The following is a 15,098-nucleotide window of genomic DNA, read 5'->3' as shown; positions in this document are numbered from 1 at the left end:
CGATGGAAAAGAGAGAAGAAAATAGCGGTCAGAAATGACCGCTATTTTTAATTTACTGGAAATTCTTCAATGACAACAGGAAGTTGTAAAATTTTGCCTAATCGTAGAATAGTGACGAGAACTTTTGAATTAGGTTTTGTATTTGCGATAATTTGCATCATTTCTCGGGCTGAAATGCCTTCTTGATTATTTAATTTCAAAATGACATCACCTAATTGAATGCCTGCTTTTTCTGCGGGGCTATTTGGGCTTACGCCAGTGATGACAATGCCTTCTTCACTACTTGAACTGATGTCACTTTGCACGCCAAAATAACCTCGGATAACACGTCCATCTCGTATAATTTTTTGTAAAACATCATTTGCAATATCCATTGGAATCGCAAAATTTAGTCCTTCTGCGATTTCATTGGCAGTTTTGCCAATACTAAGGGTGCTGATTCCAACCAATTCCCCTGCAGAATTAATTAATGCGCCACCTGAGTTGCCACGGTTAATTGAGGCGTCTGTTTGAATGAAGTTTTGTCTGCCAACAGAATCACCTACAGCATTACGTCCCACTGCGCTAATAATACCTTGAGACACGCTTTGTCCTAAGTTGTAGGGATTACCGATTGCTAATACCACATCGCCGACGTGAGCTTGACGATTTGAATTTTGTGGTATGGTTGAAAGATTATTTGCACGAATTTTGAGAACAGCGAGATCGGTGAGATTATCTGAACCAACAAGACTGGCCTCAAAAATATTTCCATTTTGTAACGCTACTACTATTTGATCGGCATTTTGGATGACGTGTTTATTCGTCAGAATATAGCCATCTTTACTCATAATCACGCCAGAACCTAAGTTATTTACTTGTAGCTGATCATTATCATTAATGCTGGCGGAAGAAAAAGAGCGGTTATAAACATTCACTACTGCTGGAGAGGCAATACGCACCGCATTTTTGAACGATACAATATCGTCTGAAGTGAAGATATTGCTATTATTCAGTCTTGGAACCGCAAACAAAATCACGCCCGCAGCAGCCAAGCCCCAAAGTGCGGAATGGAAAAGTTTTTTAAGCATTTAGATTCCTTTCGGTGTGTAAGTTAATTTTATATCGTCACCGATTTGTTCTAATTCATTGAGTTGCCATAATGGTGCATCGGCAAGTTTAGTTAAATTCGGTAATTGGCATAGACCACGAGCATTGTCGCCAAGTAATTTTGGCGCAACGTAAATAATCAATTCATCCACTAATTTCGCATCAATTAAACTACCCGCTAAATTGGCTCCAGCTTCTACCCAAAGCATATTTATTTGGCGTTTTCCCAGTTCTCGCATTAATTCTTTTAGTAAATTTTCTTTTGGAAGAATAATTTGTTCGCAGAAATTAGGAAAGCCTGCTAAATCTCTCGGTTCATTAGAAACTAACCAAACGGGAGAATGCGTTAAAAAAAGTTTATGAGTCGGTTGAATGCGATGTTGTGAATCTAAAATGACTCGCACAGGCAGGCGAAGATCTTCTTTTTTATATTCTGTTTTAAGATTTTCAGGAAATTCGTCCCAGCGTACATTAAGGCTTGGATCATCTGCAATTACTGTCGCAGAAGTGGATAAAAGTGCGGATGATTTTGCACGCATTTTTTGTACGTCTGAACGAGCATCTGGTCCCGTAATCCATTTACTTTCTCCACTTGCCATTGCTGTTCGTCCATCTAAACTCATTGCAAGTTTAAGTTGAACAAAAGGCATACCTTGACGCATTCGTTTTAAAAAGCCTTTATTTATTTTTTCCGCTTGAGCGTTCAATAAATTCACCGCACTTTCGATGCCGGCATCAGACAACATTTTCAAACCTTTCCCTGCGACTTGAGGATTCGGATCTTGCATAGCTGCAATGACTTTCACTATACCAGCCTCGATTAATCCTAATGCACAAGGCGGTGTGCGACCATAATGAGAGCAGGGCTCTAAGGTGACGTAAGCAGTTGCACCTTTAGCATTTTCGCCAGCTTGAGCTAAGGCAACACGTTCAGCATGAGGTTGCCCCGCTTTAAAATGAAAGCCTTCCCCCACAATTTCACCATTTTTTACCAATACGCATCCCACTGATGGGTTCGGAGTAGTGGTATATTGACCTTTGGTGGCTAAATCCAAGGCGCGTTGCATAAATTTGCGATCTTGTGCGGAAAATTCGCTCATGGTTAATCCTTTAAGCTCTCAATTTCTTTGGTGAATTGATTAATATTATCGAAACTCAAATAGACCGATGCAAAACGAATATAAGCCACTTTATCGAGTTTTTTTAACTCATTCATCGCGAGTTTTCCAACCAGTTTACTTGGTACTTCACGTTCACCCGTCGCGCGTAATTGAAAAATTATATGGTTAATTGCTTGTTCAACATCATCCGCACTTACAGGGCGTTTTTCCAACGCATGCTGAATACCACTGCGTAATTTATCTTCATTGAACGGCTCTCGAGTGCCGTCAGTTTTAATAATTTTTGGTACGATTAATTCGGCTGTTTCAAAGGTAGTAAAACGCTCATGACAATGACCGCACTCACGACGGCGACGAACCTGATAGCCATCCGATACCAAACGGCTATCAATTACCTTGGTTTCTTCTGTAAAACAAAATGGACAGCGCATAGACAATTCTCCGTAAAAAGGCTGTTATCTTAGCAAAAAATCGGTTCTTTGACGATGAGCTTTATGCCTTTCTTGTCTTCTTTTGTACGAATAATAAGCCAAACCAATCTTTTGTTTGTTTTAATAATTTTTCGATATTTCCAGTTTGTTCAAATCTTGAGGTTTGCGCCAATACGCGTGACCAATATGGATCTGCTTGAGCGCCGGATTTGCTGTCTTCACGTAGTTCCTGAAGTTTTCTAGAAATATTGTCAAAATCAACCGTGATTTCATCGTTCACAATAAAATCATTAATATTTTTTATGGTTGGTACTAATTGGATTTCTATTTGGCTTTGTAAATAATCTTTTACGTAAATTTTTAATTGAGCGAGAGCGGTTTCACGCTCAATAGGCGGTAGTTCGATAACTTGATCTTGCGTAATTAATTTTGGTGGTACCGCATTTTCTTGTGTGACACATTGAATCAAATAATAAATCCAAGGACGGATGCAATAGCGATCTTTGTATTTCGCAAAATGCCAGTGAATCACCTGTGAATCATCGCCAAATAAAGGCTCCATATAACCAAATAGACGAATTTCTTGATTTTCATTTTGCCAATCTGCGGAGAGATTGAAATCGACGGAAGCGTGTTTGGCTTCACCAAGATCTGATATTTTCTTTTTAAATTCCAAAACATTGTCTCGAATATTTTCAGCATAAACTTTTCCAAATTCGGCTCGAGGTAACACGCCTTTAACTTCTGCTTGTCTAAAATAATCAGCAAAATTTTGTTCATCAAGGTAGATTAAGTCATTATTGAGAGAGTAATTATCTAATCCACTTAAGGTGAAGTTTTCACTGTCGGCAATACGAGCATCTTCATCACGGAAATAGACACCGAGTTGTTTTTCAAAGAAAAATTTCACAGGGTTTTCCACAAAGCTGACTAAACGATCCAGTTCAATTTCTTCGATTTTTTCTGGGTTTTCTGTCATGGTGACGGCAAATTCTGAATTGCTAGCAGTCGCGTCAAATTGTGCTATTGGCAACCATTTTGTCGCAAAAGAGCGGGTAAATTTCTCGTTATATTTGAAATTATCTGGGCTAAATGCCGTCATCGGATGCTCAATCACCGTAAGGGTATTTTCGCTTTGCCCTTGATTAATATAATCTAGGAGTTGGCTTACCAATACAGAAGGTTCTTTCGGTTGATTATCTGTAATGGAACGGCCAACATAGCTGATATAGCAATAATCACGCGCTGCCAATAAGGCTTCTAAGAACAAATAGCGATCATCATCACGGCGAACACGGTCGCCTTTTTGATGGTGATATTGCATTAAATCAAAACTGTTTGGTGTTTGTGTTCTAGGGTAATCCGCATCATTCATTCCAAGTAAACAAACTACTTTGAATGGCACAGAACGCATTGGTAATAAGGTGCAAAAATTTACTTTCCCTGCAAGGAATTTGAGGCTATTTGGCGCATCTTCCAATTTCATTGTGATGACATCGGCAATCACGTCAGCTTGTAATTCTTCAGTAAAATGGAGCGCTTTTAGATGCTCAGCTAATTCATTAATTTTCTCTTGAATATAGAAAATCGTGTCGCTTGTGTCTTCATTTTGCACGAAGAAATTTGATAAAAGTGCGGTTAAGATTTCCTGCCATTTTTCAATAGAATGCGCTTGTTGCAGCGTTTCATGTAGAGCGGAAAGTGCGGTGAAAAAGTGAGATAAATTTCCAGCAAGTTCACCCTTTAAGCCATAACTACTGTTTAACCCGAGACTATCTTGCCAAATGCCGTGTTCTTCACGCATTGCATAGCCTAAAATCATTCGTTCTAATCCAGCTTGCCAAGAATTGAAATTGATGCCATCTTGATTTTTTTGCAAACCGAAACGAATCCCTGAATCCGCCATCCATTCTCTCACTAATGGTAAATCAGCAAGAGAAATATTAAATCGTTCTCTCATCGCAGGAATATCCAACAATGCTAAGACATCTTCCGCACTAAAATTGCTTTCTTTTAAGCGTAATAAAGTTAAGTAACTTGAGACCAACACATCGCTTTCTGCAAGTTTATTATCCGAAAGTGAAAATGGAATTTGTTGCGCATCTCCATTTTTTTGCCCGAAAACCGACTGAATATAAGGCGTGTATTGGTTTATATCTGCCACCATAACAACCACATCTTTTGGCGTAAGGTTAGGATCTTGATTGAATAAATCTAATAAATAATCGTGCAATACTTCCACTTCTCGCATAGCACTGTGGCAAGAATGTAAGGTTAAAGTGCGGTCATTTTTTGCGATATTTAGCGGTTTATTTTCTAAATGTAGAATTTGAGACTGTAATTGTCCAAGCAAACTGTTCGATTCAATTTCTTGATAGGCATTGATGGGATAAGTTGGAATATGTTCTTCATCTCTCACCAATGTATAGAGAAAATCTCGCCCCATTTTTCCCCAAGCCGCCAGTAACGGATTACCTACTTGAAGGTTTTCTTTTTGATAAGTGACATCAAACTGAGCGTTTTCTAGTTGAGAAAGTTGATCCTCGTTAAAGAGCGGTTGATTTTCATCTTGTTTATTGAATTGATAACGCTGACGAGAACGCAAATAATCTAGGCGTAAATCACTAATATCTCCCCAATACTCTTGGCATGGATTATTAAAAAATAAATGAATATCCACTTCTGATGACATCGCTTGCAAAATATTGAGATAAGCAGTTGGGAGCGCAGGAATACCAAAAATAAATATGCGTGAAGGTAATTTTTTCGGTGCTTTTTTATCGGCAAGCAAGGCTAAGAACTGATTATGCAAAGCCGCTCGATGGGTGGCTTCACCCACATCTGATTTAACATCGACAACCAATGCACGCCATAACTCACCTTGCCATTTTGTATTGCCTTGAATTTGCTCAAACAACGTATTGTTGAGGTTAGGTTGTTGTTTTTGTATTTGAGCAGTGATTTGTTCATCTTCGCCTTTTTCCCAAGCAAAAATCCATTCAGGTCGATAAACCAAATATTGGTCAAATAAATCGGCAATTTTGCTGCTGAGTTGATAAAGTTTGTATTGTTCTGAATGTGGCGAGGACGCTAAATAATTGCGTAAAGGTGAAAAATTTTCTTTCTCGAGAAAAGTCGGGATTAATCGCATTAAGCGCCATGTCATTGAATCTTTATCAAAAGGGTTTTCCAATGCCGTTGCGGATAAATTTTGAGCATAAAGTTGCCAAATAAAACTTGCTGGCATAGGAAATTTGAGGTTTGCTGAAATGCCTGTTTCTTTCGCTAATTCAATTTGCAGCCATTGCGCCATTCCCGGGCTTTGCACCAGGATAATATCTTGCTGAAAAGGATCTTCTGGCGGTAACGATTTGAATAAGGAAGAAAGGATTTCTTTTTGTTTTTCGAGTTGATTGGAATAATAAACAATGAACACAATGGCGACCTTTTGTGATGATTTAATCTAGAAAAAGACAATGCCATTCTACTTAGTTTTTATCGAAATTTCACCCATAGGATAACGCACAATGACGCGTTCGTTTTGACATTGAACACGAAAAGTTAAGCCATTTTGTTGTATCAATTGTTCACAAGGTAACCCTAAAAATTGGCGTTGAGCTTGATTCTCCGCAACCTGTATCGCCTGAAAATCTTGATAAGTTTTCACCGCACTTTTTCGCTGGCTTGCCGTCCATTGATTGAAAGCAATAAATAAAACGCTAAATAAAGCTAAAGAAAATAATAGGGTCGTGAGCGACATGCCTTTATTCATCTGGAACATTAAAATCACTCCAACTTTTTTCTGCTAGCTGCCACTGACTATATTGTTGCACTAAGGTTGTTACGACAGATTTGCCATAGGCCAACGTCACCCCATCTAAAGTTAAATTTCCGTTGGTGATCACTGCTCCACTAATCCGTCCTTTGCCTGTTAGTTTTAAATCTCCCTCTGCAATTAATACGGTAGAGACGGTGCCATTAATTTCAACTTCCGCTTGTGAATCTGAAAACCAATAAAGTTTAGGTGTTTTATTCGCGTTTAAAATTTTGGGCGGAGAAGAAAAGTGCGGTCTAAACTCGGTGAGTTTTTCTGTGTGAATAAAATCTTTCAATGCACCTTGATTATCGCCTCGTGTAGGCGATTTTTTAAATAGACTCATTCTTTCACACCAAAGAAAATATTGAATTGCATCGGTGGCACCACCAAGTGTGATGCTGATTTGCTTTACACTTTCATTATTATTTAACGGTAAATCAATACAGGCAGTTTGTTTTTTCTCCTCTGTCATTTTTTGCAGTTGTAATGTTCTTTCCACATAGTGCCTTCGTTGATTTTGTTGCGCACGAAAAAAACTTAAATGGCTGTCATCCAACAATAAGATTGCGGTTAATAATCCCGATATAAAAATCAGAATAGTCAGCGTAATAATGCCTTTTTGTATTGTTATTATTTTTGATTCCGTTATTTTTGATTCCATAGTGCAACGACAAGGGATGTTTCATAACTGATGTTTGGGGTTTGTTTTAAATTTCCTTTTAGCTTGATTTCTAATCCTTTGCCTTCAATTAACCAATTAAATTGTAGGGTAGTGACTTCGTATTCATTGTTGTCTAATAAATCTGTCCAACCACCCCCTGCGTTGCAAGCGGTTTGTTGAAAAGCTCGTTTACAAGTTTCTGCTGTGCAATTAGTAGGAATAACACTTTGATAAGTCAGTTTGGTTTTTATCGTTTTGTTACTCACTTTATAACCGAATAATTCTTCAGTGCTGTTTTTCGATGTATTTTTCCCATTTTTCATACAGGTTTTTGGTGAATCTTTGCCAATACACCCATTTTTATTTAAATCATAAAAGAACAACACGCAGCTATTAAGTGGGGCGTTATCTTCTTGGCTAATGAAAATGGCAGTGCCTTGTTCATCTAATTCAAATAAAGATAAATTGCTTTCTGTTCCTTTTGTATTTAATGCTCTAAATCCTAATCGCCGAAGATCTTTACCAATGAGCTGTAATGTTCGTTGTAATTCTGCTTGTAGTTTTAAATGCAATAACATGTGTTGATTTTGAGTTTGTATTTGCACATAAAAATGTGAAATGCTTAGCAATAATAAAGATGATAACGCCAGCGAAATCATTAGTGCTAATAGGGTTTGCCCTTTTAATAATATTTTCATGATTGATTGCATGCACTAGCCGCTTGATTGGTTTTCAAACGAATACTGCCAACATTGAAAAATGAAAATAATGTACGTTCATTTTCCGCTTGCAGAATAAAGCAACGAGTCACACTGGTATTACGCGCACCATAAAACCTCGTGATTTCTTTGGGATAAATATAATGGCTTTGAATCATCGTTTTTTTAGGAAAATAAGGATAGTAAAAATGAGCATAGGCTTCTTTCGGGCAGTTTATTGGGTTTAAACAATCGCAAGTTTGATCATTTTTTACTTGTGCCGTTAAGCACCATTGTTGTGTCGCAAGGTTACGATTTATCAGCAGGAACCAGACTTCTGATGAATTTTCTGCCCGAGCTTGAATTTGTCGTAGAAATAAATACAGGCGATGTTGCTCTTTGGCTAAAATCGTTTTAGGTGAGTCTGTTTGCCATAATGGCACGGCAAAACTCAGCGCAATGCTGATAATTGCTAGCCCAATCAATAATTCCACTAATGTCACACCTTTCTGCATAAAACTCTCCAATTTTCTACCGCACTTTAATGGTAAATAATTAATGGAAAAATCACTTCATGCTATTTTTGCGATCCGTATCACAAAGTTTTCCTGAAAACCTATAAAAACCATTGTTTTATAATTTTCAACTGGTTATTTTGGCAAATCTCGCTATAATGGCGCGTAATTTTTCTGTTCTTTAAAATCTGGTGGAAATATGAATCCAATGTTAAATATCGCAATTCGTGCGGCACGAAAAGCGGGCAATGTGATTGCTAAAAATTATGAACGCCGTGATGCTATCGAAAGCACACAAAAAGGTATTAATGATTATGTGACAAACGTTGATAAAGCGGCAGAAGCAGAAATCATTGAAATTATTCGTAAATCTTATCCTGACCACACCATCATCAGTGAAGAAACGGGTGCGCTTGAAGGCAAAGATAGCGATGTACAATGGGTGATTGATCCACTAGATGGTACCCGTAATTTTATGACGGGCCTTCCTCATTTTGCCGTCTCTATCGCAATTCGTGTAAAAAATCGTACTGAAGTTGGGGTTGTTTACGATCCAATCCGCAATGAATTATTTACCGCTGTGCGTGGTGAAGGCGCAAAATTAAATGAAGTACGTTTACGTGTAGATAGTAAACGTGAAATTCAAGGTTCAATTTTAGCGACCGGTTTCCCATTCAAACAACCAAAATTAATGCCAACTCAATTTGCAATGATGAATGCCTTAATTGAAGATGCCGCGGATTTCCGTCGCACTGGTTCTGCAGCATTAGATTTATGCTATGTAGCGTCAAATCGTATTGATGGTTATTTTGAAATGGGCTTAAAAGCATGGGATTGTGCTGCTGGCGATTTAATCGTGCGTGAAGCTGGGGGCTTAGTCTGTGATTTTGATGCAGGTAACGGCTACTTACGCAGTGGCAATATCATTGCCGCACCATCACGCGTAATAAAAGAAATGTTAAATAAAATCCGCCCTTGTTTAGGTGCTGAATTTAATAATTAATTCTTTGATAACTAGAATAGCGCCAATAGGGCGCTATTTTTTTATGAAAAATCTACCGTACAAATCATATTTATCCTATTGAGGTGAATCACAAACTGCGTGCAAAATTTAGGATTTTCGGTAGAATTTAGGTGAGAAAAATGCACTTTAATGCAGATTTAAATTGGCGTGTGTTTTTTTAATTAGTAAATAACTCGTCAATGGACGAATCTGAACCTCAACGAAGAAAACGACGACATTATGCTTCCAGAACTTGGCTTTTTCCTTCTTTTGCTCGCAACAGCTAGCGCATTTTTTCTTGCGTTAGTGCCTCAATTTGGATTATTCAAAAAAAATCTTACTTTAATTAATGCCGCTTGGCCGCTTAGTTATATTTTTACCCTTGCGACGACATCCTCAATTGGTTTGCTTGCTTATTCTTTTGCGGTGGATGATTTCACCCTTGAATATGTAGCGGCACATTCTAATTCCCAATTACCTACATTTTTTAAAGTGGCTGCCACTTGGGGCGGACATGAAGGTTCAATGTTGTTTTGGTTATTTTCATTGAGTTTATGGCTTGCTGCTTTTGCTTTTTTAAATCGAAAAAATGACCGCACTTTTTCCGCTCAATCTTTATCTTTATTGGGATTAATTTGCTTTGGTTTTGCGGTGTTTATTTTATTTTATTCCAATCCATTTGGACGCATTTTCCCAGCACCGACAGAAGGGCGCGATCTCAATCCAATGTTGCAAGATGTGGGATTAATTTTCCATCCGCCGTTGTTATATGTTGGCTATGTGGGCTTTGCAGTGAATTTTGCCATGAGTTTGAGTGCGTTGATTTATAACCAATCTCCACGACAAATTGCACGCTCAATGCGTGGCTGGGTGTTGTTTTCTTGGTTATTTTTAACCATTGGCATTGTGCTCGGTGCGTGGTGGGCTTATTACGAACTCGGCTGGGGCGGTTGGTGGTTCTGGGATCCCGTAGAAAATGCGTCTTTAATGCCTTGGTTGCTTGGTTTGGCTTTATTACATAGTTTAATGGCGACGGAAAAACAAGGCGTATTTAGTTATTGGACTACACTTTTTTCTTTGCTTGCTTTTGCCTTTAGTGTATTAGGCACGTTTATTGTTCGTTCTGGCGCGCTCACTTCTGTGCACGCTTTTGCATTGGATAACACGCGCGGTTATGTGTTGTTATTAATTTTCTTTGTTTTGACAGTGTTAGCCTTTGGATTATTCGCCTTACGAGCGGGCAGTTCATCAGAAAGTGCGGTAAAATTTCAGTTCGTTTCTAAATCGGGTGGTATTTTATTACTGAATATTTTGCTGACCATTGCGACGGTTTCCACCTTTTTAGGCACCTTTTACCCCATGTTATTCCAAGCGATGAATTGGGGTTCAATTTCGGTGGGAAGTCCTTATTTTAATAGTATTTTCTTTCCAATTATTACGGTCATTTTAATCCTAATGGTGATTTCACTCACCATTCGTTGGATGCAATTTGATCGCACATTATTGATACGTTGCGTATGGTTGTTGATTCCGTCTTTAATCCTTGCTGGCTTGATGATTTGGCAACAGATACGAAATAATTCTGCGTTGAATTTCCATGCTTTCGCCTTTGTGTTATTAACTCTTGCGATTTGCCTTTTATTTATCACTTTATGGCAAAATTGGCGACAAATTCGCTTGTCTCAATTTGGTATGATTTTAGCGCATTGTGGCGTGGCGATTGTGACTATCGGTGCGGTGATGAGCGGTTATTTTGGCAGTGAAATTGGTGTGCGTTTAGCACCGCAACAAAGTCAAACGCTGGGGCAATATGAATTTCACTATCGCCAATTTTCTAATGAAATCGGGCCAAATTTTACGGCAGAAGTTGCCTTTTTTGACGTAACTGAAAATGGAAAACCTTACTCAGAAATTATCCCTGAGCGCCGTTATTACGATGTGCGAACAATGACAATGAGCGAAGTGGGGCTTGATGGCGGTTTTTGGGGTGATTTATATATTGTGATGGGCGATTCTCTCGGCAAAGGAGAATTTACTTTCCGCTTACATTATAAACCTCTGATTCGTTGGCTTTGGGCTGGCGGTATTTTAATGGCCTTTGGCGCACTTTGTAGCGTTTTCGGATTACGCAGAAAACAGGAAAAATAATGAACAAAAAACTTATCTTTTTTGCACCGCTCTTTGTGCTCTTAGGTGTGTGTGTATTATTAATTGCTGGGTTAAATCAAGATCCGAAAAAAATTGCGTCGGCTTTAATTGATAAACCAGTTCCAGAGTTTTATCAGGCTAATTTACATGAGCCGTCACAAATCGTAAGCCCGAAAGATTTTCCTAAACAGCCATTTTTATTAAATGTGTGGGGCAGTTGGTGTGGTTATTGCAAGGAAGAACATCCTCTGTTGATTGAGATTGCAAAAACGTTGCCTATTGTGGGCGTGGATTATCGCGACAATCCGCAAAATGGCATTGAAATGCTCAAGAGAATGGGCAATCCGTTTGTCTTAACCATTGATGATAGTCATGGGGAATTGGGATTAAAATTAGGCGTAGATGGTGCGCCAGAAACTTATCTTGTGGATGAAAATGGTGTGATTCGTTATCGCCATTCTGGTTTACTGGATAAAGAAACTTGGCAAACGGTATTTTTGCCAAAAATTGAAGCAATGAAGAACAAATGAAAAGCATATTAGATATTTTTACTCGCGGTTTTATTCAGGTTCAAAAAATAGTCTTTTTTGCGACCGCACTTTTATTCGCATTTTCCTTATTCGCCCAAGCGGAAATGGTGGATACCTATCAATTTCAAAATCAAGATGATCGTACTCGCGCCGTAGAGTTGGCAAAATCTTTACGCTGTCCACAATGTCAGAACCAAAATTTGGTGGAATCTAATTCTCCAATTGCTTATGACTTGCGTCTTGAAGTGTACAAAATGGTGGATGAGGGCAAAAGTAATCAGCAAATTATCGATCAAATGACCGCTAGATTTGGTGATTTTGTGAATTATAAACCACCGTTCAAATGGAATACGGCATTGTTGTGGCTATTGCCAATCGCTCTTTTAATTTTAGCTGCAGTATTGCTTTATTTCTCAAATAGGAAAAAATCGTCCCTATCTTCAGTCGAGCAGGGAACTGCGTTGGAAAAAGAACAGAGATATTTTTCTGTTAATGCTGAGTCTCATTCGGATCCTAAGCAAAAGGAACAAAAGACAGATTCCTTTGGGAAAAGTAATCACAAACTTTCTTTTGTGGTTTTCTTTTTATTAATTGCGATTCCAACCGCTTATTATTTTTCCCTTGATCGTTTTAGTCGTGTTCAACAAGGTGAGCAATCGATGATTGAGCAACATAATCAAAATGTTGAAATGAATGATGAACACAAAAATGAAAATGTGATTGAGAAGATCCAAAATAAACTGCGAACTGATCCAAATAATGCGGAAACTTGGCTTCAGCTTGGGGAAGTTTATGTGCAGAATAATGAATTTGATAGTGCGCTTGTGGCTTATTCTAACGCAGAAAAAATATCAGGAAGTAAACCTAATATTTTAGGCTTGGCAGCCACCGCACTTTATTATCAAGCAGGCCAGCAAGTGACAGCAAAAGTCGAGCAACTTTTGAATGAAGCGTTGACAAAAGATAAAAATGAAGTATCGAGCCTTTCTTTGTTAGCGACAATTGCCTTAGAAAATCGTCAATATCAACAAGCCGGTGCGTATTTACAGCAGTTATTAGATTCAGGTAATGCGGCAGTGGATCGTCGTTCAGTTATTCAACGAATGAAGATGTTGGATTTTTTACAACGTGGTGAAAAAGGGCAAAATCCGTGAGCCAATATTCTGAAAACATTATTATTGGTGCAGGTGCGGCAGGATTATTTTGTGCGGCACAGTTGGCTAAGCTAGGCAAGTCGGTGACAGTTTTCGACAACGGCAAAAAAATCGGGCGTAAGATTTTGATGTCGGGCGGTGGATTTTGTAATTTCACCAATTTAGAGGTTACGCCCGCTCATTATCTTTCGCAAAATCCTCATTTCGTCAAATCGGCACTGGCTCGTTATACCAATTGGGATTTTATTTCTTTAGTAGCGGAGCAGGGGATTGCTTATCACGAAAAGGAATTGGGGCAATTATTTTGCGATGAGGGCGCAGAACAAATCGTTGAAATGCTGAAATCTGAATGCGATAAATATGGTGCTAAGATTTTATTGCGTAGCGAAGTTTCTCAAGTTGAACGGATTCAAAATGATGAAAAAGCGCTGTTTGTTTTACAGATAAATTCAACCCAATGGCAATGTAAAAATTTGATTATCGCCACTGGTGGGCTCTCTATGCCTGGGCTTGGTGCAACGCCATTTGGCTATCAAATTGCAGAACAATTTGGCATTCCTGTTATTCCTCCTCGCGCGAGTTTAGTTCCTTTTACTTATCGAGAAACAGATAAATTTTTAACCGTACTTTCAGGCATTAGCTTGCCAGTTACGATCACAGCGCAGAGCGGAAAATCTTTTTATAACCAGCTTTTGTTTACTCATCGTGGTATTTCAGGCCCTGCGGTATTGCAAATTTCCAATTATTGGCAGCCAACTGAGTCTGTAGAAATTGATTTATTACCGAACCACAATGTGGAAGAGGAAATTAATCAAGCAAAACAATCTTCGCCAAAACAAATGTTGAAAACCATCTTGGTTCGATTACTTCCGAAAAAATTGGTCGAGCTTTGGATTGAACAAGGCATTGTGCAAGATGAAGTTATCGCTAACATCAGTAAAGTGCGGGTAAAAAATCTAGTGGATTTTATTCATCACTGGGAGTTTACTCCAAATGGCACGGAAGGCTATCGTACGGCAGAAGTCACAATGGGCGGGGTGGACACCAAAGTGATCTCTTCTAAAACAATGGAAAGCAACCAAGTCAGCGGTTTATATTTTATTGGTGAAGTATTGGATGTGACTGGCTGGTTAGGTGGCTATAATTTCCAATGGGCGTGGAGCTCGGCTTATGCTTGTTCACAAGGAATTAGTGAAAAATAGAAGGGGTGTAGAAAATACGTTAGAATTCTTTTAATTAAATCATAAAATAAGGAAGTAAAATATCAAAAAAACTCCCATTACATGCAGCCACAGTAGGCTTTTATTTACGCTCACAAGCATTAAAAGAGGCTCGTTTAAAATTTGCATAAGGTGAAATCTCTCGTGAATAATTAACTGAGATTGAAGATCAAGCAATTACAAAGTTAGTCCAAGCTCGGTTAGATGTAGGTATTCAAATCATCTATTTATTGAGCATTTTAAGAAATTGAATGCTATTGTTGGTGATCGTGGCATAGTTAAATACAGCATCCCTAGTCCCAATCAATTAATGTATCCTATCCAGTGGATGCGGGCATTTATGGTACACGCGAAGAAATCGCTAAAGAGGTTTGGGGCGAAGATTAATTTGATTTTATTGGTAGATAATAAATGGCTCCTTATGGAGCCATTTATTAACGCTGAATTAAATAACGCAATTTTGTTCCATCTTGCTCTACACTTAGCAGTGTATAGCCATGATTTTTAGTATCAATAGGAATATTGTTGATAGATTGTGCGCAATCGCTTAATAGTTCTAAAATTTCACCTTTTTGTAATTGTGGCATGGTTTCTAACATTACAATAGCGGGGTAAGGGCAGGGTTCGCCTAACGTATCTAATGTATAATCGGGTGAAATGTCTTTTGGATCTTTATCTAATTTTTGAACAATAGTAAATGCCATGATTATG

Annotated in this window: 14 protein-coding genes and 1 pseudogene; 6 read left to right on the top strand and 9 right to left on the bottom strand. The window is 38.4% G+C overall.

The features are described 5' to 3' along the window. Positions 1 to 47: 47 nt before the first annotated feature. The 8 genes from degS to AC6H0J_RS08875 all read right to left on the bottom strand — a co-directional run bounded on the left by degS (position 48) and on the right by AC6H0J_RS08875 (position 8,332). Positions 48 to 1,070 (bottom strand): outer membrane-stress sensor serine endopeptidase DegS, encoded by a 1,023-nt coding sequence (degS, locus tag AC6H0J_RS08910; protein WP_497513561.1) that lies wholly within the window; start codon positions 1,068 to 1,070, stop codon positions 48 to 50. Beyond that, positions 1,071 to 2,189 carry a bifunctional diaminohydroxyphosphoribosylaminopyrimidine deaminase/5-amino-6-(5-phosphoribosylamino)uracil reductase RibD gene (ribD, locus tag AC6H0J_RS08905; protein ID WP_497513559.1) on the bottom strand — a complete coding sequence of 373 codons (1,119 nt, stop codon included), beginning with the start codon at positions 2,187 to 2,189 and terminating at the stop codon, positions 1,071 to 1,073. A gap of 2 nt (positions 2,190 to 2,191) precedes the next feature. Beyond that, positions 2,192 to 2,641, bottom strand: a complete 450-nt coding sequence (gene nrdR / locus AC6H0J_RS08900; protein WP_005627362.1) for a transcriptional regulator NrdR — start codon at positions 2,639 to 2,641, stop codon at positions 2,192 to 2,194. Between the two features lie 61 nt (positions 2,642 to 2,702). Further along, a complete protein-coding gene (recC, locus tag AC6H0J_RS08895; protein WP_497513557.1) occupies positions 2,703 to 6,077 on the bottom strand; it encodes an exodeoxyribonuclease V subunit gamma in 3,375 nt (1,124 codons plus the stop codon). 48 nt (positions 6,078 to 6,125) lie between these two features. Then, positions 6,126 to 6,413, bottom strand: coding sequence for a DUF5374 domain-containing protein (locus AC6H0J_RS08890; RefSeq protein WP_032825578.1), 288 nt, complete (start codon positions 6,411 to 6,413; stop codon positions 6,126 to 6,128). Continuing rightward, positions 6,406 to 7,089: a DUF2572 family protein gene (locus AC6H0J_RS08885; protein ID WP_497513601.1), complete on the bottom strand. Its 684-nt coding sequence runs from the start codon at positions 7,087 to 7,089 to the stop codon at positions 6,406 to 6,408. Before AC6H0J_RS08885 ends, AC6H0J_RS08890 begins: the two co-directional genes overlap by 8 nt. A 14-nt stretch (positions 7,090 to 7,103) precedes the next feature. Beyond that, positions 7,104 to 7,820 carry a PulJ/GspJ family protein gene (locus AC6H0J_RS08880; protein WP_032825585.1) on the bottom strand — a complete coding sequence of 239 codons (717 nt, stop codon included), beginning with the start codon at positions 7,818 to 7,820 and terminating at the stop codon, positions 7,104 to 7,106. Beyond that, positions 7,814 to 8,332, bottom strand: a complete 519-nt coding sequence (locus AC6H0J_RS08875) for a type II secretion system protein (RefSeq protein ID WP_046953321.1) — start codon at positions 8,330 to 8,332, stop codon at positions 7,814 to 7,816. The genes AC6H0J_RS08880 and AC6H0J_RS08875 overlap by 7 nt, the downstream gene beginning before the upstream one ends. A gap of 199 nt (positions 8,333 to 8,531) precedes the next feature. Here AC6H0J_RS08875 and suhB point away from each other — a divergent pair, with 199 nt between their 5' ends. The 6 genes and pseudogenes from suhB to AC6H0J_RS08845 form a co-directional block, all read left to right on the top strand. Beyond that, positions 8,532 to 9,335 carry an inositol-1-monophosphatase gene (suhB, locus tag AC6H0J_RS08870; protein ID WP_005633301.1) on the top strand — a complete coding sequence of 268 codons (804 nt, stop codon included), beginning with the start codon at positions 8,532 to 8,534 and terminating at the stop codon, positions 9,333 to 9,335. A 240-nt stretch (positions 9,336 to 9,575) separates the two neighbouring features. Continuing rightward, complete coding sequence (gene nrfE / locus AC6H0J_RS08865; protein WP_005627346.1) at positions 9,576 to 11,483, top strand: heme lyase NrfEFG subunit NrfE; 1,908 nt, start codon at positions 9,576 to 9,578, stop codon at positions 11,481 to 11,483. After that, on the top strand, positions 11,483 to 12,013 hold the full coding sequence (locus tag AC6H0J_RS08860; RefSeq protein ID WP_005627344.1) for a DsbE family thiol:disulfide interchange protein: 531 nt from the start codon (positions 11,483 to 11,485) through the stop codon (positions 12,011 to 12,013). The genes nrfE and AC6H0J_RS08860 overlap by 1 nt, the downstream gene beginning before the upstream one ends. Continuing rightward, on the top strand, positions 12,010 to 13,167 hold the full coding sequence (nrfF, locus tag AC6H0J_RS08855; RefSeq protein WP_497513555.1) for a heme lyase NrfEFG subunit NrfF: 1,158 nt from the start codon (positions 12,010 to 12,012) through the stop codon (positions 13,165 to 13,167). The genes AC6H0J_RS08860 and nrfF overlap by 4 nt, the downstream gene beginning before the upstream one ends. Further along, a complete protein-coding gene (locus tag AC6H0J_RS08850) occupies positions 13,164 to 14,369 on the top strand; it encodes a BaiN/RdsA family NAD(P)/FAD-dependent oxidoreductase (protein WP_497513553.1) in 1,206 nt (401 codons plus the stop codon). Before nrfF ends, AC6H0J_RS08850 begins: the two co-directional genes overlap by 4 nt. A gap of 202 nt (positions 14,370 to 14,571) precedes the next feature. Continuing rightward, a pseudogene (locus AC6H0J_RS08845) lies at positions 14,572 to 14,759 on the top strand (5-methyltetrahydropteroyltriglutamate--homocysteine S-methyltransferase); the annotation flags it as partial. 62 nt (positions 14,760 to 14,821) lie between these two features. On the opposite strand, the gene yedF reads toward AC6H0J_RS08845, so the two are convergent. Beyond that, on the bottom strand, positions 14,822 to 15,091 hold the full coding sequence (gene yedF / locus AC6H0J_RS08840) for a sulfurtransferase-like selenium metabolism protein YedF (RefSeq protein WP_005627337.1): 270 nt from the start codon (positions 15,089 to 15,091) through the stop codon (positions 14,822 to 14,824). Between the last annotated feature and the right edge of the window lie 7 nt (positions 15,092 to 15,098).

This window comes from Haemophilus sp. THUN1691 (assembly GCF_059704425.1).
Note: the sequence above shows the minus strand (reverse complement) of the source record. Positions and strands in the feature narration are given on the sequence as shown.

Excerpts from the sequence above, each read along its gene's own strand:
- nrfF (WP_497513555.1), top strand. The coding sequence starts at position 12,010 with ATGAAAAGCATATTAGATATTTTTACTCGCGGTTTTATTCAGGTTCAA.
- nrfE (WP_005627346.1), top strand. The coding sequence starts at position 9,576 with ATGCTTCCAGAACTTGGCTTTTTCCTTCTTTTGCTCGCAACAGCTAGC.
- ribD (WP_497513559.1), bottom strand. The coding sequence starts at position 2,189 with ATGAGCGAATTTTCCGCACAAGATCGCAAATTTATGCAACGCGCCTTG.
- nrdR (WP_005627362.1), bottom strand. The coding sequence starts at position 2,641 with ATGCGCTGTCCATTTTGTTTTACAGAAGAAACCAAGGTAATTGATAGC.
- AC6H0J_RS08875 (WP_046953321.1), bottom strand. The coding sequence starts at position 8,332 with ATGCAGAAAGGTGTGACATTAGTGGAATTATTGATTGGGCTAGCAATT.
- yedF (WP_005627337.1), bottom strand. The coding sequence starts at position 15,091 with ATGGCATTTACTATTGTTCAAAAATTAGATAAAGATCCAAAAGACATT.
- AC6H0J_RS08890 (WP_032825578.1), bottom strand. The coding sequence starts at position 6,413 with ATGAATAAAGGCATGTCGCTCACGACCCTATTATTTTCTTTAGCTTTA.
- degS (WP_497513561.1), bottom strand. The coding sequence starts at position 1,070 with ATGCTTAAAAAACTTTTCCATTCCGCACTTTGGGGCTTGGCTGCTGCG.
- suhB (WP_005633301.1), top strand. The coding sequence starts at position 8,532 with ATGAATCCAATGTTAAATATCGCAATTCGTGCGGCACGAAAAGCGGGC.
- AC6H0J_RS08860 (WP_005627344.1), top strand. The coding sequence starts at position 11,483 with ATGAACAAAAAACTTATCTTTTTTGCACCGCTCTTTGTGCTCTTAGGT.